The following is a 21766-nucleotide window of genomic DNA, read 5'->3' as shown; positions in this document are numbered from 1 at the left end:
CCTCGCCCCGGTGGCGGCCGGCGCCGCCCCGGCCCGTCCGGCACGCTGGCGGCCCGCGCGGGTTGGCTGAATTGTGACCTGAAATTGGTGAGCCTGGTCACGCGAATCGGGAAACGGTCATCCGGGTCAGTCGGGGCTGATCCACCCCGCAATTTCCGGTCGCTCGCCACCCGATGTCCGATTGTGGCCTGACGGTTCCGTCATAACTGCTTGTCCCATTGAGTGACGTCAGTGACGGGCTGTTCCGGTCAGAGTAATGGTGACCGAGGTTTAAGCAGGTGGGGGTGCTTGGCACGGGGGATACCCACCGGTAGTGTCAGCGCGTCCGGTGCGGTTTCCGATCGCAAGAAGCGACGCCGCGCCGACCCGCTCAATCGTGATCTCACGAACCGGGGACCCAGTGCACGTCCGGGGTGAATCCGCGAGCCACGGCCCGCGGTAGGGCGACTTCCCGCCCGAATCCGTCAGCTAACCCGGTAGGCGGTGTCGGAAGGAGTTCCAACATCGTGCAGTTCGATCCCATCCCCCGTCCGTCCCCCCGCCTCCACGGCGCCGCGGTGCCGTCGCTCGCCTGACCGGCGCGCTGACTCCGGCATCCGCCCTGCTGCCCGGTTGACCGGGCGCCCCCTTCCCGCGGTCGCACCGCCCTGATCCCTCGTCACGCGTGAGTTCCTCCGCGCGTCGGATCGGCGTGCGCCGCTCCCGCCTTCCGTGGAGGACCAAGATGAAGCACACCCTGAAGCGGCAGCTGCGGCGCCTCGCCACCGAGCGCCCGTACCAGATCGTGGCTGGCTCCGCCGCCGCGCTCGTGCTGGCCTCCGGCACCGGCGCCCTGCTCGCCGGCACCGGCGACGCGCCCGTCCGCCAGGAGACCACCGCCGCCGTCTCCGAGCTGGCCCCGCGTCTCGGCGACGTGGCCACCCGCAGTCAGGAGCGGATCGCCGCCGTCCCGTCGACCTCGCCCAGCCCCAAGCCGTCGCCGACGGCGACCTCGGCCAAGCCGGACCCGGACCTGACCCGCAAGGCGGCGCCGAAGCCGCCGTCGACCAAGGTCCTCGACTACACCTACGAGGCGCAGACCGCCTACTGGAACTGCGGCCCGGCCGCGGTGCGCAACGCGCTCAGCGCGAGCGGCGTCGAGACCACTCAGGACGCGATGGTCGCCCCCCTGAACGCCGGTGAGAACGGCACCAACTCGGCCGAGGACACCACCCGCGGGCTCAACCAGATGGTCAAGGGCAACCCGTACCGGACCCACATGATCCCCGGCCCGGCCACCCCGGCCCAGATGGACCAGCTCCAGGCCGACGTGGTCAAGGCCATCACCGACGGCCGCGGCGTGGTCGCCAACATCGTCGGCTCCGCCACCGACACCGACGGCGGCTGGCACTCGTTCCCCGGCGGCCACTACATCGCCGTGGTCGGCTACAAGAACGACGGCCGGACCGTCCGGATCGCCGACTCGGCGAACCCGGCGCTGCCGGCGTACTGGATCACCACGATCGACCTGGCGAACTGGATGGCCACCCGCGGCTACTCCGCCTGATCCACTCCGCGTCACCCGTCGGGCACCGGCTCCTGGAGCCGTGCCGACGTCGTATGCCCGACCGTACGGGCCGCCGCCGGCTCTCGCGCGTGGTGTCCCACCGGTGGCACACTGCGCCCTATGGGCGACGAGACGGGTACCCGCCAGCTGTTGCTGCTGCACGGCCTGGGCGCCACCGGCGAGGTGTGGCTGCCCTGGGCGCCGCTGCTGGAGCGCCGGTGGGCGGGGCGGTGGCTCGCCCCCGACCTGGCCGGGCACGGTTGGTCGCCGCCGTTGCCGGCGTACACCTTCGCGGCGCTGGCCCGGCGGGTCGTGGATGGCCTGGCGCCGGTCGCCGACCGGCTGGGACCGCGGGACCGGCTCGTGGTGCTCGGGCACTCGCTCGGCGGGGTGGTGGCGTTGGCGCTGGCCGCCCGGCAGCTCGGCCTGGCCATCGAGGCGGTGGTCGGGCTGGGCATCAAGGCGGTCTGGTCGCCCGCCGAGCTGGACAAGGCCCGGGAGCTGGCCGAGCGGCCGGTCACCTGGTTCGCCAGCCGGGACGAGGCGGCCCGCCGTTACCTGCGGGTCTCCGGCCTCGCCGGCCTCTTCGCCCCGGACCACCCGGTGGTCGACGCCGGCCTGCGCCGGGAGGACGGCCGCTGGCGGCTGGCGATGGACCCGGCCGCGTTCGGGGTCGGGGAGCCGCGGCTGGCGGCGCTGCTCGCGGCGACCGACGTGCCGGTGCTGCTGGCTCGCGGCGAGCACGATCCGATGGTGACCGACGCCCAGCTCAAGGAGTTCGGCGTCCCGGTGGCCACCCTGCCCGGCCCGGGGCACAACGCCCACGTCGAGGACCCGGAGGCGGTCCTCGCCCTCCTCGACCCGTACCACTGATGCGCGGGCGGGTTGAGGTGGTTATATCTGATCATGATGCAGCCCATCCGCCGCCTTGCCTATGAGCTCTACGCCCGCCGTCTCCGCGCCCAACTGGCTCATCAGACACTGCCGCGCCACGTTGCCATGGTGACGGACGGAAACCGCCGGTGGGCCCGGCAGATGGGCTTCGACGACCCCGGGCTGGGCCACCGGTACGGCGCGGAGCACATCCACGAGGTACTGGGCTGGTGTGCCGACACGGGCATCCGCCACGTCACGCTCTTCGTCGCCTCCGTGGACAACATGCGCAAACGCGCGTCCGACGAGGTCGAGAACCTGATGCGGATGATCGAGGAGGTCGTCGCGGAGCCACTCCTGCGCCCGGCCAACCCGTGGCGGCTCCACCTGGCCGGCCGCGCGGACGTGCTACCCGACTCGACCCGCCACGCCCTGAAACTCGCCGAGGACGCCACCCGTGAGCGGGGCGCCGACTTCCACCTCACGGTCGCCATCGGCTACGACGGCCGCGAGGAGATCGTCAGTGCGGTTCGTTCGCTGCTGGAGGACGAGGCGAGAGCGGGCGCCGCACTCGACGACGTCGCGCAACGCCTCACCGCCGACGCCATCGCGGCGCGTCTGTACACCGGCGGCCAGCCCGACCCGGATCTGGTCATCCGCACCAGCGGAGAACGTCGCATGTCCGGGTTCCTGCTCTGGCAGGCCGCCTACTCCGAGCTGTACTTCTGCGACGTGTACTGGCCCGGCTTCCGGAAGATCGATTTCCTGCGCGCCCTGCGCTCCTACTCCGCTCGTGGTCGACGATTCGGGGCGTGACCACCCGGACGAGCACCGTCGGACGCCGCGACGGAAGGACTGCTCAGGGCGTGGGGGACAGGGGGGAGCCGTGCTGGGCGACGGCGTCCGCGGCCCGGGGCGCCGGCGGGTTCCAGTCCGGTTCGAGCTGGCGGCGGGCGGCGTCGACGAACGCCTCCGCGTACGAGTCGGCCGGGAAGTCGCCGAGGTAGCGGCTCCGGGTGGCCCAGCGGTCGGCCGCCTTCGGGTCGGTGTCGAGCAGCTCCGCCAGCACCTCGTCCACGTTGGACATGTCCCGGCGCAGCACGTAACCGGAGCCGGCCAGCGGGAACTGTTCGACGAAGTGCTCGCCGTCGACACCCATGTCGGTCACCGCGTACGGCTTGCCGGAGTAGAGGTAGTCCGAGATGACCCCGGAGACGTCCGAGACCAGCGCGTCGGAGCGGTTGACGCACTCGGTCAGGGTCAGCTCGCGGGTGGCCGCGCCCCAGAGGTGCGCCCGTCCCGTCCGGGCCTGGTCGGCGGCGAGCAGCTCGGTCAGCCGGGCGAGCTGCCGGGCCGAGGTCGGGTTCTGCCCGGTGTACGGGTGGGCCCGCAGGATCACCGTGGCGCCGCGGTCGAGCAGCCGGCGGATCACCGTCTCGGCCACGGGCAGGGAGCAGTAGTCGGCGTCGGCGTGGTGCCCGGTCCAGGTCGGGGTGTAGAGCACCGTCGGGGCGGCCAGGCGGCGCGCCGGCTCCCGCCGTACCTCGATCCCCTCCACCTGCGGGCGGCCGACCACGACGAACTTCTCCGCGGGGATCTCCACGCCGGCCCGGGCGTACCGGTCGATCGCGGCCGGCCCGGCCACGAAGATCCGGTCGAAGATCGCCGACACCGGGTTGGCGCTGGGGGCCTTGTCGCTGTCGCCGTGGTGCAGCTGGACATGGGTGAGCTGCGAGAAGCGGATGCAGTGGCTGTTCTTCGCGCCGTGGTTGACGTAGAACGCCGCCCGCAGGCTCGGCACCAGCGCCTCGTCCATCGTCTTGAGGGTCGGGCAGAAGACGACCGGGGCGCTGGTGGCGGCCGCGATGGCCGGCAGGAACTCCGGCTCGCGCAGCAGCACCAGGAACGGCCGGCCGATCCGTTCCAGGTAGGGCAGCCACATGGTGACCTGGTACTCCGACCCGGGCGGCGCGGAGAAGTAGAGCAGGAACTCCGGCTGGTGGCGGCGCAGCGCCCGGCCCACCGGACCGCCGCCGGCCGGCGGCCGGAACCGCCGCCGGGCGAGGTCGAGGCCGACCGCCGCGCAGCCGGGTGCGACCAGCAGGACGGCGACCAGCGGCACCCACGCGGGCAGGGTGGCGGCGGCGGCGACCGCGACGAGCCCGAGCAGCACCAGCAGCGCGTCGCCGAGCCGCTCCGTGACCCGCGGCGTCCAGGTGCGGACCGGCAGGTTGGCGGCGCGGATCTCCAGGGCGCCCGCGGCGCGCAGCGGCGCGGCCAGCAGGACCAGGCCGAGCAGGACCAGCGCGGTGGCGGCGAGCGCCGGGTGGAAACCGCCGTCGAGCCGGCGGGCGTACCCGACCAGGATGCCCGCGGCGACCAGGACCGACTCGGCGACGCCGTCGGCGCCCGGTCGGATCCGGCGTTCCACCGCGGCGGCCGCGAGGGCGGCCACCGCGATCGCCAGCCCCCACCCGGTCGCCCCGGTGAGCGCCACGACGAGGAACGCCAGCACCGCCAGCCCGGTGGTCAGCACCCGGGCGAGCAGCTTCCGGACCAGGTCACCACGCATGTCGGTCGTCCGTTCGGTGGGTCAGGCGTCGACGTCGGCGGAGAGCTGCTCGGACGGGTGCGCGCCCGGCTGGGCGGGCACCGCCGCGACCTGTTCGCCGGGCGCCCGGCGCACGTCGATGACCTGGCCGGTCAGGTCGGAGATCAGCACGTCCAGCGACGCCTGGGCGACCGCCTCGGAGGAGAGCAGGGTGTGCTCCGGCTCCTCGCCGAACGCCTTCGTCCGCATCGGGGTCGCGGTGCGCTCCGGGTTGACGCAGTTGACCCGTACGCCGAACTCCGCCCACTCGTCGGCGAGCGCCTGGGTCAGGTTGACCAGGGCGGCCTTGGTGGCCGAGTAGAGCGCGTAGCGGGCCCGGCCCCGGGTGTACGAGCTGGACGTGTAGAGCAGCAGCTGACCCTTGGTCTGCTGGAGGTACGGCAGCGACTGCCGGGCGATGGTGACCGGGCCGACGAAGTTGACGTGCAGGAGCCGGTCCATCGTCTCCTCGTCCATCTCGGCGAGGGCGCCCTTCTCCAGGATGCCGGCGGTGACCACCACGTGGTCGATCCGGCCGGTGGCCTCGAAGGCGGTCTTCAGCGCCGCCGCCACGTCCTCGGCCCGCTCGACGTGCGTGCCGGTGGTGGAGCGGCTGAACGGGAAGACCTGGGCGCCGTAGCGGCGGGCCAGCTCGGCGAGGTCGTGGCCGATGCCGTAGCTGCCGCCGAAGACCACGATGGTCCGGCCGGTCAGCTCCTCGGTGTAGCTGCGCTGGTCGGTCAGCCGGGGCGCCTGCGCGGCGGCGAGCTGGAAGAGCTTGTCCGCCAGGTGCACGTCGACCGGGTGGGTGACCTTGATGTTCTCGTCCGATCCGTCGATCACCTTGATCGGCGTGCCGGGCAGGTAGCGCAGCACCACGCCGCAGTCGTCGGTGGCGGCGAAGTCGGGGTCGCCCTCGGCCCGCCGGTACGCCTCCCGGATGGTGCCGGACCGGAACGCCTGCGGGGTCTGCCCCCGCCGCAGGGTCGCGCGCACCGGGATGTCGGTGATGCAGTCGTCCTGGTCGACCTGGATGATCGTGTCGGCGGAGGGGATGGCCACGTCGACCGCCGAGTACGTCCAGAGGGCGTTCACGCACTCGCGCACGATCCGGGCGCTGACCAGGGGCCGCACCGCGTCGTGGAAGAGGATGTTGACGTCGCCCTCGCCGACCGCGTCGAGCGCGATCCGGGTGGTGGCGTTGCGGGTGTCACCGCCCTCGATCACCTGGCTGACCTTGCGGAATCCGGCGTTGGCGACGATCCGCTCAGCGTCGGCGACGTGGCCGGTGGCCATCAGCACGATGATCTCGTCGATCTCCGGCGCGGCCTCGAAGACGGCCAGCGTGTGCTCGATGATCGGCTTGCCGGCGATCTTCAGCAGCTGCTTGGGGATGCCCAGCCCGAGGCGGGTCCCGGTCCCTCCGGCGAGGATGACGGCCACCGTCCGCGAGGGGCGCCAGGGTGCCGGGCTCGCCGGCGTGGCGTCCGGTGCGGTGGTGCGGTCCTGCGTCATTGCCGTTCCTCACTTCTGCGGGGGATGGGGTTCTACGCCTGGATGACCGGGTGGTGAACTTTCGCCAGCGACCAGAAAACCTTAACGCGTACGACGAGCGCACCGACCGGGGCGGGCCCCGGCCGGTGCGCTCCGGCTGGCTACTTCTGACCCTCGTACGCGTCGCAGACCTCGTCGGTGGGGCCGTCCATCCTCAGGACGCCGCTCTCCAGCCAGATGGTCCGCTCGCAGGTGTCCCGGATCGAGCTGATCGAGTGGCTGACCAGGAAGACCGTGCCGGCGCTGTCGCGCAGCTCCCGTACCCGCTGCTCGCTGCGGGCCCGGAACTTGCGGTCACCGGTGGCCAGCGCCTCGTCGATGAGCAGCACGTCGTGCTTCTTCGCGGAGGAGATGGCGAAGCGCAGCCGGGCGCCCATGCCGGAGGAGTAGGTCCGCATCGGCAGCGAGGCGAAGTCGCCGCGCTCGTTGATCCCGGAGAACTCGATGATCTCCGGCGCCAGCCGCTTGACCTCCTCGGGGGACATGCCCATGGCGAGGCAGCCGAGCACCACGTTGCGCTCGCCGGAGAGGTCGTTGAGCAGGGCGGCGTTCACGCCGAGCAGGGACGGCTGGCCCAGCGTGTAGACCGCGCCCCGGGCTGGCGGGAGCAGCCCGGCGACGGCCCGCAGCAGGGTCGACTTGCCGGAGCCGTTGCTGCCGATCAGGCCGATGGCCTCACCCTGGTACGCGGTGAAGCTCACCCCCTTGACCGCGTGCACCTCACGGATGTTCGGCGCGTTGGTTCGGGACACGATGCGCTTGAGGGCGGCGACCGGGCTCGTGCCCCCGGTGGCGCCCTTGTGGATCTTGTAGATCACGTGCACGTCGTCCACCACCACGGTGGGGACCCGTCCCGCGTCCGCCACGGCGGCGTTGCCCGCCGGCTGGGTCTGGTCAGCCACGGCCGTACTCCTCTTCTCCGCGCCAGAAGTAGACGAATCCACCCAAACCGAAGGCCACCGCCCAGGTCACGGCCAGAGTCCACAGCCGCAGCGGCGAGGACGCGATGTGCTCCGGGTACGCCGAGTCGAGCAGCGCGTACCGGGCCAGCTCGATGTAGACCAGGATCGGGTTGGACTCCAGGGCGGTCGCCGCCCACCCGGGCAGCCGGTCCTCGAACAGCTTGACGCTGTAGAGCACGCCGGAGCCGTAGAGCCAGGTCCGCAGCACGAAGGGCATGACCTGCTTGAGGTCGGTGACCTTCGAGCCGATCCGGGCCATGATCATGGTCAGCCCGACGTTGAAGATCGACTGGAGCACCAGCGCGGGCGCGATCAGCAGCCAGCGGAAGGTGATCGGCTCGCCGGTGAACAACACGATCCCGGCCAGCACCACCATCGACATGAGCAGCTGCTGGAACTGCACCAGCGTGACGGTGATCGGCAGGGCCGCCCGGGGGAACTGCAGCGCCCGGATCAGGCCCAGGTTGCCGGTGATCGCGCTGGTGCCCTGCAACGCCGCGCTCTGGGTGAAGGTGAAGATGAAGACACCCGTGCAGAGGTACGCGATGAAGTTCGGCACGTTCCGGTTCTGCGAGATGATCACGCCGAAGATCAGGTAGTAGACCGCCGCGTTGGTCAGCGGGGTCAGCACCTGCCAGAGCTGGCCGAGCTGGGTGTTGCTGAACGACGAGGCCACCTTCGCCCGCGAGTACGCGGTCATGAAGTGTCGGTACGCCCACAGCTTGCGGGTGTACTCGGCCAGGGGTGGGCGTTCCCCCGCGATCCGGAGCCCGTGCCGCTGCGCGAGCTGCGCCCGGGTCACTCCGGAGTTGGGGTCGGCCACCGCGGTGTTGGCCATGGTCAGGCGCTCCGATCTTCCGTGCCGATGGGGAGCAAGTGATGTGTCGCGGCGATGAAATCTAGCGTGGCCAGTGCGGGGAGCGCCGCCTCGCTGCTGCGTGGAAGGTAGTCCAAAACACGTCGGGACGCAACCGTATCGTCGTTGCGCTACATTGTCCCACGTGACGACCGAGAAGAGGCGTGCGCCGGCCGGTGCGGCGGTGCTGCGCGGCGAGATCACCACGGCCATCCGCGCTGCCGTCATGCAGGAGTTGGCCGAGGTCGGCTACGGCCGCCTCTCCATCGAGGCGGTGGCCCGGCGGGCCGGGGTGAGCAAGACGGCCATCTATCGCCGGTGGCGTTCCAAGCTCGACCTGGTGCTGGACATGGTCTCCGCCGTGGCCGGGCGCAACCTGCCGCTGCTCGACACCGGCAGCCTCCTCGGCGACCTGGAGATCCTGCTGCACGTGATGGCTCGTGCGCTGCGTCACCGGCTGGCCTCACAGATCATCCCGGACCTGCTCGCCGAGGCCGCCCGCAACCCGCAGATCGCCGAGAAGCTCCAGCAGGCACTCGACGACTACCAGCAGGCGGTCGGCCGGATCCTGATCGGCCGGGCCGTCGAGCGCGGGGAGCTTCCCACCGACACCGACCCGCAGGCGGCGGTCGACCTGATCGTCGGGCCGATCTACTGGCGGCTGGCCATCGCCCGGGCGCCGCTGCGGACGGAGGAGGTGCCGCGAATGGCGACCGCGATCGTCGCGGCGCTCCGGGTAGCATGCGTGGGGCCCGTCCGCGACGAGGTGGAGATTTGACCCCCGCTGCGCGTCGTTCGCGACCCGACTCGTCGATCATGAACAACAGGAGACAACTGGTCGGACAATTACCGCGACCAGCTAGTTTTCCACCGAACCCGCTACCATCCCCCCGGAACCCCCAATGAGCATTTTGTCGACAGGAGGAAGCCCCATGGCTGGGCCGCACCCAGAGTTCATCCCCCCAGCACGACCGATCATCGGTGAGGCCGAGATCGAGGCGGCTGTCCGGGTGCTGCGGAGCGGCCGGGTCGTGCAGGGCCCGGAAGTCGCGGCGTTCGAGGAGGAGTTCGGCGAGCTCGTCGCCGGCCGGCACTGCGTGGCCGTGAACTCCGGCACGTCCGCTCTGCAGCTCACCCTGATGGCGCTCGGCTTCGGCCCCGGCGACGAGGTCATCGTGCCCTCGTTCTCCTTCGCCGCCAGCGCCAACGCCGTCCGGCTGGTCGGCGCCGAGCCGGTCTTCGTGGACATCGAGCCGGGCAGCTTCTGCGTGGACCCGGAGGCCGTGGCCGCCGCGGTCACCCCGCGGACCGTGGCCATCATGCCGGTGCACCTGTACGGCCACCCGGCCGCGATGGACCGGATCATGGCCATCGCCGAGCAGCACGGCCTCGCCGTCGTCGAGGACGCCGCCCAGGCCCACGGCGCGAGCCTCCACGGCACCCCGGTCGGCGCCTTCGGCACCGCCGGCTGCTTCAGCTTCTACCCGACGAAGAACATGCACGCCCTCGAGGGCGGCATGGTCACCACCGCCGACGCGGAGCTGGCCCGCACCCTGCGGCTGCTGCGCAACCAGGGCATGGAGCAGCGGTACGCCAACGAGATCGTCGGCGCCAACATGCGGATGACCGACGTGGCCGCCGCGATCGGCCGGGTGCAGCTCGGTCAGCTCGGCGAGTGGACCGAGCAGCGCCGGGCCAACGCCAAGTACCTCGACTCCAACATCACCGGCATGGTCACCCCGCCGGTGGCGGACGCGGCCAAGCACGTCTACCACCAGTACACGGTGCGGGTGAAGGGCGACCGGGACGCCGCCCAGGCCCGCCTGACCGAGCTGGGCATCGGCAACGCCGTCTACTACCCGACGCCGATCCACCGGCTCAAGCCGTACCTCACCGAGGACGGCAAGCCCGGCCCATGGGAGCTGCCGGAGACCGAGCGGGCCGCCGCCGAGGTGGTCTCGCTGCCGGTCCACCCGTCGCTGACCCAGGCCGACCTGGAGCGGATCGCCGAGGCCGCCAACCTCGCCGGGGGTGCCCGATGAGCGGCGGACGCAAGCTGCGCGCCGGCCTGATCGGCCTCGGCGCGATGGGCCGCAACCACGCCCGCGTGCTGTCCAACCTGGACGGCGTCGAGCTGGTCGGCATCGTCGACCCGGCCGGCGACGTCACCGGCACGCTGCGCGCCCCGGTGGTGCCGCAGCTCGGTGACCTGCTGGCCATGGGCATCGACTACGCGGTGGTCGCCTGCCCGACCGCGCTGCACGAGCAGGTCGGCCTGGAGCTGGCGGCCAACGGGGTCAGCGCGCTGATCGAGAAGCCGCTGGCCCAGTCGGTCGAGGCGGCGACCCGGCTCGTCGAGGCGTTCGAGGCCGCCGGCCTGGTCGCCGGGGTCGGGCACATCGAGCGCTACAACCCGTCCCTGCAGAACCTGCGCAGCCGGCTCGAGGCCGGCGAACTGGGCGAGGTCTACCAGGTCGTCACCCGGCGGCAGGGGCCGTTCCCGCACCGGATCGCCGACGTCGGCGTGGTGATGGACCTGGCCACCCACGACATCGACCTCACCGCCTGGGTGACCGGCCAGGAGTACGCCTCGGTGTCGGCCCGCACCGTCTCCCGCAGCGGCCGGCTGCACGAGGACATGGTGGCCGTGGTCGGCCAGCTCGCCGACGGCACGATGGTGAACCACCTGGTCAACTGGCTCAGCCCGCTCAAGGAGCGGTCCACCGTGATCACCGGTGACCGGGGCTGCTTCGTGGCCGACACGCTCACCGCCGACCTGACCTTCTACGCCAACGGCGCCATCGACACCGAGTGGGAGGCGCTGCGCGCGTTCCGCGGGGTGGCCGAGGGCGACATGGTGCGCTACGCGATCCCGAAGCGGGAGCCGCTGCTCGTCGAGCACGAGCGGTTCCGCGACGCGGTCGAGGGCAAGCAGAGCGACATCGTCACCCTGCGGCAGGGTCTGCGCACGGTGCAGGTGGCCGCCGGCCTCCTGGAGTCCGCCTCCGACGGCAAGGTCGTCTCCGTGGCGTCGAGCCAGAGCGACGAACCGGCCGTCGCCCGCTAGCCGCAGCGCATTCCAGGGGGAGGGATACACGATGGCTTCCAACAGCACGACCGGGTCGCGCGGCCGGGTCGTCATGCTCGTCGACAACGGGGTGCACGGCGACTCCCGGGTCCAGAAGGCCGCCCGGTCGGCCGCGGACGCCGGCTGGGAGGTCTTCCTCCTCGGCATCCGCAACGCCCGTTCCGACACGGACACCTGGCAGATCGGCGGGGCGGAGGTCCGGCTGCTGCGGGTGCCCAAGCCGCTGCACCGGCTCCCCCGGGACAGCAGCCGTTCGCTGCGCCGGCCGCTGGCGTACCCGCCGGGGACGAAGGCCGCGTACCGGATCCAGGAGATCAAGGCCTGGCAGGCCGAACTCTACGAGCGCCGGATCCGGGCGCAGGTCCTCGGCGGCCGGCTGCCGGCCGTCGTCGGCCGGACGGCGCAGCTGCCGTCCCGCGCCGCGGCGGTGGTGCTGGCCCGGTGGGTGAAGTTCCGGGCCGGTGAGACCCGTCGGCTGCGCGAGCGTCAGGTCGACCCGGACTCGCTGCTCACCAAGCTGCCGATCAGGAGCTGGCAGGCGCTGCTGGGCAACCGCAGCTGGCGCCGGCTGGACCCGGGCCTGTGGGACTTCGAGCTGGCCTTCCGCACCGCGATCGACGAGCTCGAGCCGGACATCATCCACGCCAACGACTTCCGGATGCTCGGCGTCGGGGCGCGGGCGATGCTGCGGGCCCGGGCCGCCGGCCGCGACACCAAGCTGGTCTGGGACGCCCACGAGTTCGTCGGCGGCATCACCGGTCGGGCCGACAACCCCCGCTGGCTGCCGGCCCAGATCGCCTACACCGCCGAGTACGCCGCCTACCCGGACGCGGTGGTGACGGTCTCCGACACGCTCGCCGAGCTGCTCCAGGAGACGCACGCCCTGCCGGAACGGCCGGCGGTGGTGCTCAACGCGCCGATGGCGCCGCCGGCCGACGCCGACGGCGACACGCCCGACCTGCGGGCGCTCTGCGGGGTGGACGAGCGGACGCCGGTGCTGGTCTACGCCGGCGCCGTGAACCCGAGCCGGGGCGTCCAGCTCATGGTGGAGGCGCTGCCGGAGCTGCCCGAGGTGCACGTCGCCTTCGTGACGATGAACCCGAACGGGGACAACCGGTTCTCGGAGACGCTGCTGGAACGGGCCGTGGAGCTGGGCGTCGGCGACCGGGTGCACCTGCTGCCGTACGTCAAGCACTGGCAGGTCGTCCCGTTCCTGTCCGCGGCGGACGCGGGCGTCATCCCGATCCACCACAAGCCCAACCACGAGCTGGCGCTGATCACGAAGTTCCTGGAGTACTCGCACGCGCGACTGCCCATCGTGGTCAGTGACGTGAAGACCATGGCCCAGACCGCCCGGGACACCGGGCAGGGCGAGGTCTTCCGGGCCGAGGACCTGACCGACTACGTCCGGGCCGTCCGGGCCGTGCTCGCCGACCCGGCACGCTACCGGGCCGCGTACGACAAACCCGGCCTGCTGGAGGGCTGGACCTGGGAGGCCCAGGCGCGGGTCCTCGACCAGGTCTACAGCGGCCTGCTGGGCATCCCCGCCGCGGCCGCCGGCGGCACCGTGCCGGCGGCCCGGGTCCCCGGCGACCAGCGGGAGCTGGCGGGTACCACCCACTGACGCGAGGACGGGCCGCTCCGCCCCAGGGCGGAGCCGGTCCGTCCGTCTTCGTCCCCGGTGGACCCGCCGTGCCGCACCGGGCGCCGCCGAAAGCCCACGACAAGACGACCGGGCTCCCGCGATGGCGGGACGGCCCCGGTGCTGTTCGGGCCGACGGTCAGCCGGCGGTGGCCGGTGGCTCCAGCAGCAGGCGGTCGAAGTCCTTCTGGGTGACCGACCAGTCCCACGTGCTCAGCACGTGGGAGGCCGCGGCCTGACCGGCCTCGCGCCAGCCGTCCTCCGACGCGGTGACGGCGAGGATCCGCTCCGCGGCCTCCTCCGGCGTGCCCACCACCCAGTCGCTCGGGAAGAGGCTGCGCGCGCTGTGCTGCCGGCCCGCGAAGAACGGCCAGTCCCGGACCACCGGCACGGCGCCGCTGGCGGCGCCCTCGACCAGTCCGCAATGGAAGCTCTCCCGCACCGAGGTGCTCAGGATGACGCCCACGTCGGTCAGCGCCCCCCGCACGTCCTCGGTCCGGCCGGTCCGGATCACCGCGCCGGAGGACTCCAGCTCGGCCAGCTCCCGGTCCAGCTCCGCGACGTACGCCCGCACCGCCGGGCTGAGCGAGGCGCGCAGGTCGTCGCCGATCAGCTTGAGCCGGTACCGCTCGTCCCGCTTGCGCAGCTCGCGCAGCACCGCCAGGGCCCAGCGCGGGTCCTTGGCCAGCGAGCTGAGCCCGATCAGCCCGAGCGTGAACCGCGCGTCGCCCGTCTTCGGCCCCGCGTACCGGTGCAGCTCCATCGCGTTGCTGACCACGTGCGTGCGCGGCCCCTGCGGGGCGCGCAGCCGCGGCACGGCCGCCAGCGTCAGGTCACGCAGGTGCTCCGAGACGAAGACCAGGTCGTCGACCCGGGACCAGTCGGCCAGGTGCGGCCACCAGCTGAAGGCCTCGAAGCTGTGCAGGCGCACGATCACCCGGGTGGTGCCGGGGTCGATCGTGGTGAGCATCGCGGCGGGCAGGTTGCACCAGTCCACGAAGACCGTGTCCGCCCAGGCGAGGTGCTCGCCCCAGGCCTCCGCCACCTCCTCCGCCCGCTTGGAGGTGCCGGCGAGCATGTGGTGGACCAGGTTCGTCCGGCCGTTGCTGAGCACCGGGCGGATCGACTCCTCGACCAGGTTGAGCCGGCGCACCTGCACGTCGGGCATCGCCTCGTACCGCTCGAGGATCGGGGCGAGGAAGTTGTCGTTCAGCCCGGTGAAGAAGAGCATCCGGTGCGGCCGGTCCGCCGGCGGGAACTGGGCTGGCGCCCGCCTGCCCCGCGGCGTGGCCATCGCCTGCCCCACCTTGCTCCCGTGCAGCGGCGCGAGGAAGCCCTCCGGGTCCTCGGCCAGCGGCGAGGTGACGCCGTCGAAGTGCGCGATCCGGTGGAACATCAGGTCGAACGCGCGCAGCACGTGCGGGGCCGCCTTGCCCGGGTTCCGCTTCTTGAGGAAGGCGTCGGCGGCGGCGAGCTGACCCTTGGCGACGGTCATCAGGTGCACCGGCACCTTGCCCTGGTTCAGCTCCGCCTCGACGATCGGGCCGAGGAGGTGGCCCTTGGTGGTGTTGCTCTTCAGCCGGCCCTGCGCCGCCAGCGCCAGCTGGTTGGCGCTGGCCTTGTGCCCGGCCCGGTGCATGCTGGTGTTGACCCGCCGGGCGATCTTGCCCCGGTACCGCTCGGGGACGCCGGGCGCGGCCACCGCCCGCTGCCAGAACCAGCGGACCGCGCCGAGGCGCATGGCCTTCTGCCCGGTGGCCGCGTCCAGCACCACCTTGGCCAGGTCGATGGTCTGGCTGCGGGTGTTGTTGACCGCCAGCAGAGGCGAGGGGCCGAGGGTGGTGAGCCGGGGACGGCGGTACCGGGCCGGATCGCCGACCGCTTCTCCACGGCGCGCAGCGCGGGGGCGAGGCCGAAGACGGCGTCGGCCCGGCGGTAGCGGTGGGCCAGCTGCCAGACGGTGTGCAGCGCCTGCTGGTCCAGGGCGACCAGGACGTCGGCCCGCTTGGCGTGGCGCCGGACCCACGGGTCGCGCTGGGCGCGCAGCCACGGGCGGCGGGCCGGGCTGGCCCGCTTGACCATCCGGCCGAAGCGGGGGCCGAGCTCCTTGGCCGTGGGCAGCAGGTGCAGCTCGGCGAGGTCGGCCGCGGCCGGGATCTTGTCCGGGTCGAAGGTGCAGGCGACGCGCACCGTGACCCCGAGGGACCGGAACTGCTCGAGCGCGTCGGTCAGGACCGCCACCCGGCCGGGGACGGCTCCTAGGACCATCAGGACCTCGATCATGACCTACCTTCTCTGGCCAGTACGCGAGCAGCGCCGGCGGGGGAAACGGGCGGGGTGCCGGTCCGTCCGCCGGTGCCGTGCACCAGCTCGGTGACCTCCTGAACGGCCGGGATGAGCTGCGCCTCCCGGGCGTACTGCTTCGCCTCGGCCCGCGCCTTCTCCCGGTCGGCCTCGGTGGCGTTGAGGGCGAACGCGGCGGCCCGGCGGAACGCGCCGGCCAGCTCGGCCGGGTCCAGGCCGACCGCCCCGGTCCAGAGCGGGTACGTCGACAGCACCGTCGAGGCGTCGTGGTCCGCCTCGTGCGCGGAGACGACCGGCAGGCCGGTTGCCATGTACTCGTAGACCTTCCCGGAGGTCATGTACCGGCCGCCGGTCACCATCAGCACGACCGCGTCCCAGCGGGCGTACAGGTCGATGACCTCGGCCTTGGGCACGGAACCGCCGACCACCACGCCGTCCGCGGCGGCGGCCTTCAGCAACTCGGCGTGCGCGTTGTCACCGCGCGCCCAGGCGGCGCCGATGTGGCCGCGCACCTCGAAGCGCGCGTCCTTCAGCGCCGGGTCCTCGGCGCGGGCGGTCCGCCAGCCCTGCAGGACCGCGTCGAGCAGCGGCACCGGCAGGTTCAGCGCGCCCAGGTAGCCGAAGGTCAGCGGGCGGTCGGGGGTCACCGGCCGGGCCTGGGCCGGGATGCTGGACGCGTCGTAGCCGTTGCGCACGACCCGCATCTTGTGCGCGAGCTCCGGGTACCGCTCTCGGTACCAGCGGGAGATCGGCTCGTTGACGTTCCAGATGGCGATCGCGTTGGTGAGCAGCTTGATCTCCCACTGCCCGGAGACCGACTCCTTCGGGAACGCCTCGCCGTTGTTGATCACGTCGACGGACCAGCCGTCGCGGAAGTCGACCACGTACGGGACCTGGTGCGTCTCCCAGAGCTTCCAGGTCGCCGCGAGGTTCACGTACGGGGCGCAGGTCGTCACCAGCAGGTCGGCCGGCTTGTCCCGGTGGATCTGCACCAGGGCCTTCTCCAGCGCCGGCCGCCACCCGCCGAAGACCGGCTCGGGGAAGACCTTGAGGTTCCGCTTGCGCAACTGGGCCAGGTAGTCCTTGTGGGCCAGGGCGCGGGTCTCGCTGAACGCCCGGATGTCGGTCTCCAGGTCGTCGCGGACCAGCGGCAGCTTGACCACCCGGACCCGGGAGTCCACCCCGGCGGCGAGGGTGTGGTCCAGGCCGTACTCCCGCTCCCACGCCTCGTCGATGATGGTGACGGCGGTCACGTCCCAGCCGGCCGCGGCGAACTGGTTGGCCGTCTCGCGCATCCGGTAGGCGCAGCTCTTGGCCGCGGGGGGAAAGCCGATCGCCAGGTAGATCATGTGCGGTCGGGACCCGGACCGTCGCGCCCGGGGGAGCTTCAACGAGTCCCAGAGATTTCGCCCGTTGTTCATCGATTCCGATCCTGGGGAGGTGGGGAGATGCGGCGTCGTGACCCGGACGGCCGGTCCTCGCCACCCGGTCGGGAGGCGACGACGTCGGGCGTCCACCGAGCGGGACCATGCCGGGAGGGACCTTTCCATCAGCGGTACGCCGTACCTTGTGGTCGGCCGGAGGCGGTGTCTGCTCCGCCGATGGTCGCGAAACGACCCTCGGACAGAGCGCGGACACTACAATAGCGCCGTCGCGGGCGCCGGACGTGCCGCCGCCGGGCGGGCCCCGGCCCCACGGCCGCCGACCGGCGTCCGGTCACTCTCCCGCTGACCGGTCAGGGCGAATACCGCCAGATCAGCAGCAGGTACCCGCCGAAGTAGGCCGAGAAGGCCGTCACCGGCACCAGCACCGTGACCGCCCGGGCCCAGCCGGCCCGGGCCAGGCCCACGGCCGCCGGGAGCAGCAGTGGGAACGCCGGCAGCAGGAAGCGCGCCTTGGAGTGGTAGTAGCCGGCCGCGCCGAGCGTGGTGACCAGCAGCAGCCCGCTGTACAGCAGCAACTGCCAGGGTTGCCGGTCGAGCAGGCTCAGCACGAAGAACATGATCGCCAGCAACGCCACCACGGTGACCACGAGCATCGGCAGCATGGCCACCTCTGACAGGACCAGCTGGCCCCACCGCAGCGTGTAGACGCCGAAGTCGAAGGTGGTGCCCCAGCCGGCGGACTGGATGTGGAACCAGCCGTCCGGCCGCCCGGTCCGGACGCCCACCCAGGCCAGGTACGCGAGCCAGCCCGCGGGGGCGAGCAGCAGGGCGACCCATGGCCGCCAGCCGTCCCGGCGCCGGACGATCGCCAGCAGCGCGGCCAGCCCCACCACCGCGATCAGCGACGAGGCGGTCGGCCGGGTGAGGCCGGCGAACAGGCAGACCACCCCGGCGGTGAGCCAGCGGCGGCGCAGCAGCGCGTACAGCGTCCAAGCGGCCAGGGCGGTGAACAGGCTCTCGCTGTAGCCCATCGACTCCACCACGCCGTGCGGCACCGCGGCCCAGAGCGCGGCGAGCAGCACGCCGGTACGCCGGTCGTGCAGGTACGCGCCGATCGCGAACAGCCCCCAGGCGGCCGCCAGGCCGGCCAGCCACGCCACGATCAGCGCCGCCTCGCGCGGGCTGAGCGGGGAGATCCGGTCCAGACCCGCGGTGAGACCGGGGTAGAGCGGGAAGAACGCCATGTTGCTCTGCGTCTTCTCGTACCCGTCGTACCCGTGCTGGGCGATCGCGAGGTACCAGTTCCCGTCCGCCCGGGTCAGCCCCTTGCCGGGGGAGGCGCCCACGTTGCGGGCCCAGAGGTAGACGGTCAGCAGCCCCACCAGGCGGATCGCGGCGTAGACCGCGAGCGCGGGCAGCGCGTACCGAGCGGCGTCCCACAGCCGCCGTCCGAGGGCCGCCCGGCCCGGGGCGGGGCTCGCCGGCTCCGCGGCCGGCGTCGGCCGGCCTGGTTCCTCGGTCGTCATCACGTCCATTTTGCGATCCCGTCCGCGCTGAGCTGGGGTGATCCGAAGGCACACCCGGTCCGCCGGGAGGTTCGACGCCGGCCCGTCCCGCGAACTCCCGACGTCACCGGTCGTTGAACAGCATGGAGGGTAGCAACCGGCGCGTGAGGGCGCGGACCACCGACGGCGGCGGACCTTTCCGGCCGATGCGTTGTCGTAGACTCGCTCGGGTCCGCGGGCGCGGTGCTGGCTGACACGGAGACGGGCAGGAATGGGATCTGACGGCACTACCGCAGCGGCGGGCACCCGGGGACGGGTCGTCATGCTGGTGGACAACGGGGTCGACGGTGACTCCCGGGTGCAAAAGGCGGCGCGCTCGGCGGCGGAAGCCGGCTGGGAGGTCGTCCTCGTCGGCCGGGCGCCGGTCGGGCAGCCGCGGACCTGGCAGCTCGGCGGCGCCCAGGTCCGGCTGGTCCCCATGCCCGAGCCGCTGGCCAAGCGGCGGCACGAGTTCCGCCGCGCCTGGCTGCGCCGGCCGCTGGCCTACCCGCCCAGCGGCATCGCCGCCCACCGCATCCAGGCGGTCAAGGCCTGGCGCGCCGACCTGGGGGTCCGGCGGGCCGCGCTGACCGCCGCCGCCCGGGAGGCCGCCTCCGGCACGCCCTCCGGGCTGTCCTGGCGCGCGCTGCGCGCCGAGGAGAAGCTCGCCGGCCTGGCCCGCCGCTGGGTCTCGTTCCGCAACCGCCAGTTCACCCAGGCCCGCCGGGGCCGCAAGCTCGACGGGCCGTGGGACCGGGCGTACACGCTGTTCTGGCAGAAGCTGCGCGGCGACGGCGCCTGGCGCCGGCTGGAGCCGGGCCTGTGGGACTACGAGCTGGCCTACGGCCCGGTGGTCGACGAGCTGGCCCCGGACCTGATCCACGCCAACGACTTCCGGATGATCGGGGTGGGCGCCCGCGCCAAGATCCGGGCCGCCGCCAAGGGCCGGCGGATCGCCCTGGTCTGGGACGCCCACGAGTACCTCCCCGGCGTGCAGCCATGGCGGGACAACGCCCGCTGGCTGCCGGGGAACGTCGCCCACGAGCGGGAGTACGTCCCGTACGCCGACGCCACCATGACCGTCTCCGGCGGCCTGGCCGACCTGCTGCAGGGCGAGCACGGCCTGACGGAGCGTCCGGCGGTGGTGTTGAACGCCCCCGCGGTGGACGAGCTGCCCGCCGACCCGACCGCCCCGGTGCCGGACATCCGTGCGTTGTGCGGCATCGGTCCGCAGACCCCGCTGCTGGTCTACAGCGGGGTGGCCGCCGCGAAGCGGGGCCTCGGCGTGATGGTCGAGGCGCTGCCGGAGCTGCCCGACGCGCACGTCGCCCTGGTGGTGAACAAGCCCGCGTCGGCGTACGTCAAGGGCCTGCTCACCCGGGCCGGGGAGCTGGGCGTCGCCGGCCGGGTGCACGTCCTGCCGTACGTGCCGCACCACCAGGTGGTGCCGTTCCTCTCCGGCGCGCAGGTCGGGGTCATCCCGATCCAGCACTGGCCGAATCACGAGATCGCGCTGATCACCAAGTTCTTCGAGTATTCACACGCCCGCCTCCCGCTGGTCGTCTCCGACGTGCGGACCATGGCCGAGACTGTCCGGGAGACCGGGCAGGGTGAGGTGTTCCGGGCCGAGGACGTGGCGGACTTCGTCCGCGCGGTCCGGGCGGTCCTGGCCGACCCGACCCGCTACCGGCCGCGTACGAGCGGCCGGGGCTGCTGGCGCAGTGGACGTGGGAGGCGCAGGCGGAGGTGCTGGACGGGGTGTACTCCCGGCTGCTGCCCGACCGGCCGCGCCCGACGCCGGGCACCGCCCCGGCCTCCGGCGGCGCCCCGACCTCGGTGGGGGTGGGCGCGTGAGCCAGCCGGACGTGACGGTGGTCGTCGCCGTCTACAACACCATGCCGTACCTCACCACCTGCCTCAACTCCCTCGTCGAGCAGACCATCGGCCTGGACCGGCTGGAGGTGGTCGCGGTCGACGACGGGTCCACCGACGGCAGCGGGGCGGAGCTGGACCGGTTCGCCGAGCGCTACCCGGGCACCGTCACCGTGCTCCACCAGCCCAATTCGGGCGGCCCGGCGGTGCCGAGCAACCGTGCCCTGGACCACGCGCGCGGGCGGTACGTCTTCTTCATCGGCTCGGACGACCACCTCGGCCCGGAGGCGCTGGAGCGCCTGGTCGACGCGGCCGACCGCTGGGGCTCCGACGTGGTGCTCGGCCGGATGGTCGGCACCAACAAGCGCTACGTCCACCAGGCGATCTACGCCAGCACCCAGGAGCAGGTGGACCTGTTCGACAGCCCGCTGCCCTGGTCGCTTTCGAACACCAAGCTGTTCCGTCGGGACCTGATCGAACGGCACGGCCTGCGGTTCCGCGAGGACATGCCGATGGGCAGCGACCAGCCCTTCACCCTCGAGGCCTGCTTCCGGGCCGCCAAGATCTCCGTCCTCGCCGACTACGAGTTCTACTACGCGGTCAAACGGGACAACGCGCAGAACATCACCTACGCCAGCCGGTTCGAGGAGCGGCTGCGCTGCGCCGAGGAGCTGGTCGGCTTCGTCGCCGGGCTGATCGAGCCGGGCCGCCGCCGCGACGCGATCCTGCTGCGCCACTTCACCTGGGAGGTGGCGAAGCTGCTGCGGCCCGAGTTCCTCGACCTCGGCCCGGACGTCCAGCAGCAGGTCCACGACCGGATCCGCAAGCTCGCCGAGGCGTACCTCACCGACGGGATCGTCGCGGCGATGGCGCCCGACGTCCGGCTGCGGATGGTCGTGGCCCGGGACGCCGACCTGGACCGGCTGCGCGAGCTGATCCGCCAGCAGGCGGACACGGTGCTGCCGGAGGTGACCATCGCCGGCGACCGCTGGTACGCCCACTACGTCGGCTTCCGGGACCCGAGGCTGGGCTATCCGGACGACTGGTACGACGCCACCGCCCAGGCCGCCAAGCTGATGGCGAAGCTGACCGCGACCGAGCTGGCCTGGGGGCAGGACGCCACCGGCGGTCCCGCCCTGGTGATCACCGCGCAGAGCCGCTGGGCGCAGCTGGCCGAGTTCGCCGCGGACGCGGTCCGGGTCAGTGTGGGCGAGTTGGCGGGTGTCACTTCGGTCGCCCCGGGCGGCCCCGGTACCGTCGTACGGACGGACTTCGCGGTGGACCAGCTGCTCGCGGTCGTCACGCCGAACGGGGAACGTCGGGTGGTACGGGCCGAGGTGACCGCGTTGGGCGGGATCGCGTCCGCACCGCTGCGGACGGACCGCCGCCTTGCGGCGCCGCGCCGGGTGGCCCGCCACGGTGTCCGGCTCCACCTCGTCACGCCCACCACGAACCACAAGGGCCAGGTGATCGTCGCGATCACGCCGGTGACCCCCCGTCGGTTCATTGCCCGTCTCCGCCGAATCTGGCCCTCAGGAGGAAAGTAGTTC

15 protein-coding genes, 1 pseudogene and 1 riboswitch are annotated in these 21766 nt (G+C 72.6%); of the genes and pseudogenes, 9 read left to right on the top strand and 7 right to left on the bottom strand.

Features of this window, described 5'->3' with window-relative positions; translation table 11 throughout:
- Positions 1-357: 357 nt before the first annotated feature.
- A riboswitch (cyclic di-AMP (ydaO/yuaA leader) is annotated at positions 358-498 on the top strand.
- A gap of 226 nt (positions 499-724) precedes the next feature.
- From JNW87_RS09255 to uppS, 3 genes are all read left to right on the top strand, one after another.
- On the top strand, positions 725-1546 hold the full coding sequence (locus JNW87_RS09255; RefSeq protein ID WP_109803184.1) for a C39 family peptidase: 822 nt from the start codon (positions 725-727) through the stop codon (positions 1544-1546).
- A 120-nt stretch (positions 1547-1666) separates the two neighbouring features.
- Positions 1667-2419, top strand: a complete 753-nt coding sequence (locus JNW87_RS09250; protein ID WP_109803185.1) for an alpha/beta fold hydrolase — start codon at positions 1667-1669, stop codon at positions 2417-2419.
- A 33-nt stretch (positions 2420-2452) separates the two neighbouring features.
- Positions 2453-3235 carry a polyprenyl diphosphate synthase gene (gene uppS / locus JNW87_RS09245; protein WP_309233921.1) on the top strand — a complete coding sequence of 261 codons (783 nt, stop codon included), beginning with the start codon at positions 2453-2455 and terminating at the stop codon, positions 3233-3235.
- A 43-nt stretch (positions 3236-3278) separates the two neighbouring features.
- Here the strand turns inward: uppS and JNW87_RS09240 are convergent, their stop codons facing one another.
- The 4 genes from JNW87_RS09240 to JNW87_RS09225 form a co-directional block, all read right to left on the bottom strand.
- Positions 3279-4991, bottom strand: a complete 1713-nt coding sequence (locus JNW87_RS09240) for a CDP-glycerol glycerophosphotransferase family protein (RefSeq protein WP_109803186.1) — start codon at positions 4989-4991, stop codon at positions 3279-3281.
- A 21-nt stretch (positions 4992-5012) separates the two neighbouring features.
- Positions 5013-6524, bottom strand: coding sequence for a bifunctional cytidylyltransferase/SDR family oxidoreductase (locus JNW87_RS09235; protein ID WP_109803187.1), 1512 nt, complete (start codon positions 6522-6524; stop codon positions 5013-5015).
- Between the two features lie 140 nt (positions 6525-6664).
- Positions 6665-7465: an ABC transporter ATP-binding protein gene (locus JNW87_RS09230; protein WP_109803188.1), complete on the bottom strand. Its 801-nt coding sequence runs from the start codon at positions 7463-7465 to the stop codon at positions 6665-6667.
- The gene (locus tag JNW87_RS09225; RefSeq protein WP_109803189.1) at positions 7458-8363 is read right to left on the bottom strand and encodes an ABC transporter permease; all 906 of its coding nucleotides are present in this window, start codon (positions 8361-8363) and stop codon (positions 7458-7460) included. The genes JNW87_RS09230 and JNW87_RS09225 overlap by 8 nt, the downstream gene beginning before the upstream one ends.
- 163 nt (positions 8364-8526) lie before the next feature.
- Between JNW87_RS09225 and JNW87_RS09220 the strand changes: the two genes are divergently transcribed.
- From JNW87_RS09220 to JNW87_RS09205, 4 genes are all read left to right on the top strand, one after another.
- Positions 8527-9159, top strand: a complete 633-nt coding sequence (locus JNW87_RS09220) for a TetR/AcrR family transcriptional regulator (RefSeq protein ID WP_109803190.1) — start codon at positions 8527-8529, stop codon at positions 9157-9159.
- A 154-nt stretch (positions 9160-9313) separates the two neighbouring features.
- On the top strand, positions 9314-10423 hold the full coding sequence (locus JNW87_RS09215) for a DegT/DnrJ/EryC1/StrS aminotransferase family protein (protein ID WP_109803191.1): 1110 nt from the start codon (positions 9314-9316) through the stop codon (positions 10421-10423).
- The gene (locus JNW87_RS09210; RefSeq protein ID WP_109803192.1) at positions 10420-11448 is read left to right on the top strand and encodes a Gfo/Idh/MocA family protein; all 1029 of its coding nucleotides are present in this window, start codon (positions 10420-10422) and stop codon (positions 11446-11448) included. Before JNW87_RS09215 ends, JNW87_RS09210 begins: the two co-directional genes overlap by 4 nt.
- A gap of 31 nt (positions 11449-11479) precedes the next feature.
- Complete coding sequence (locus JNW87_RS09205; protein WP_109803193.1) at positions 11480-13093, top strand: glycosyltransferase family 4 protein; 1614 nt, start codon at positions 11480-11482, stop codon at positions 13091-13093.
- Positions 13094-13250: 157 nt separating this feature from the next.
- On the opposite strand, the gene JNW87_RS09200 is transcribed toward JNW87_RS09205, so the two are convergent.
- The 3 genes from JNW87_RS09200 to JNW87_RS09190 form a co-directional block, all read right to left on the bottom strand.
- Positions 13251-14882: a glycosyltransferase family 1 protein gene (locus JNW87_RS09200; protein WP_238453477.1), complete on the bottom strand. Its 1632-nt coding sequence runs from the start codon at positions 14880-14882 to the stop codon at positions 13251-13253.
- A gap of 508 nt (positions 14883-15390) precedes the next feature.
- On the bottom strand, positions 15391-16836 hold the full coding sequence (locus tag JNW87_RS09195; RefSeq protein WP_109803194.1) for a glycosyltransferase: 1446 nt from the start codon (positions 16834-16836) through the stop codon (positions 15391-15393).
- Between the two features lie 314 nt (positions 16837-17150).
- Positions 17151-18326: a hypothetical protein gene (locus JNW87_RS09190; RefSeq protein WP_236648124.1), complete on the bottom strand. Its 1176-nt coding sequence runs from the start codon at positions 18324-18326 to the stop codon at positions 17151-17153.
- 301 nt (positions 18327-18627) lie between these two features.
- Here JNW87_RS09190 and JNW87_RS09185 point away from each other — a divergent pair.
- Together JNW87_RS09185 and JNW87_RS09180 are read left to right on the top strand one after the other, a co-directional pair.
- Positions 18628-20198, top strand: a pseudogene (locus tag JNW87_RS09185) (glycosyltransferase family 4 protein).
- Positions 20195-21763, top strand: coding sequence for a glycosyltransferase (locus JNW87_RS09180; protein WP_109803197.1), 1569 nt, complete (start codon positions 20195-20197; stop codon positions 21761-21763). The pseudogene JNW87_RS09185 and the gene JNW87_RS09180 overlap by 4 nt, the downstream one beginning before the upstream one ends.
- Positions 21764-21766: the final 3 nt, after the last annotated feature.

Source organism: Micromonospora sp. ATA51 (genome assembly GCF_016802855.1).
GTDB lineage: Bacteria > Actinomycetota > Actinomycetes > Mycobacteriales > Micromonosporaceae > Micromonospora > Micromonospora sicca.
This window is presented reverse-complemented; position numbering and strand designations above follow the sequence as displayed.

Bases quoted from the DNA above. Each gene is read 5' to 3' on its own strand.
- JNW87_RS09255 (WP_109803184.1), top strand. From the start codon at position 725: ATGAAGCACACCCTGAAGCGGCAGCTGCGGCGCCTCGCCACCGAGCGC.
- JNW87_RS09190 (WP_236648124.1), bottom strand. From the start codon at position 18,326: ATGACGACCGAGGAACCAGGCCGGCCGACGCCGGCCGCGGAGCCGGCG.
- uppS (WP_309233921.1), top strand. From the start codon at position 2,453: ATGATGCAGCCCATCCGCCGCCTTGCCTATGAGCTCTACGCCCGCCGT.
- JNW87_RS09240 (WP_109803186.1), bottom strand. From the start codon at position 4,991: ATGCGTGGTGACCTGGTCCGGAAGCTGCTCGCCCGGGTGCTGACCACC.
- JNW87_RS09250 (WP_109803185.1), top strand. From the start codon at position 1,667: ATGGGCGACGAGACGGGTACCCGCCAGCTGTTGCTGCTGCACGGCCTG.
- JNW87_RS09210 (WP_109803192.1), top strand. From the start codon at position 10,420: ATGAGCGGCGGACGCAAGCTGCGCGCCGGCCTGATCGGCCTCGGCGCG.
- JNW87_RS09195 (WP_109803194.1), bottom strand. From the start codon at position 16,836: ATGAACAACGGGCGAAATCTCTGGGACTCGTTGAAGCTCCCCCGGGCG.
- JNW87_RS09235 (WP_109803187.1), bottom strand. From the start codon at position 6,524: ATGACGCAGGACCGCACCACCGCACCGGACGCCACGCCGGCGAGCCCG.
- JNW87_RS09205 (WP_109803193.1), top strand. From the start codon at position 11,480: ATGGCTTCCAACAGCACGACCGGGTCGCGCGGCCGGGTCGTCATGCTC.
- JNW87_RS09225 (WP_109803189.1), bottom strand. From the start codon at position 8,363: ATGGCCAACACCGCGGTGGCCGACCCCAACTCCGGAGTGACCCGGGCG.
- JNW87_RS09215 (WP_109803191.1), top strand. From the start codon at position 9,314: ATGGCTGGGCCGCACCCAGAGTTCATCCCCCCAGCACGACCGATCATC.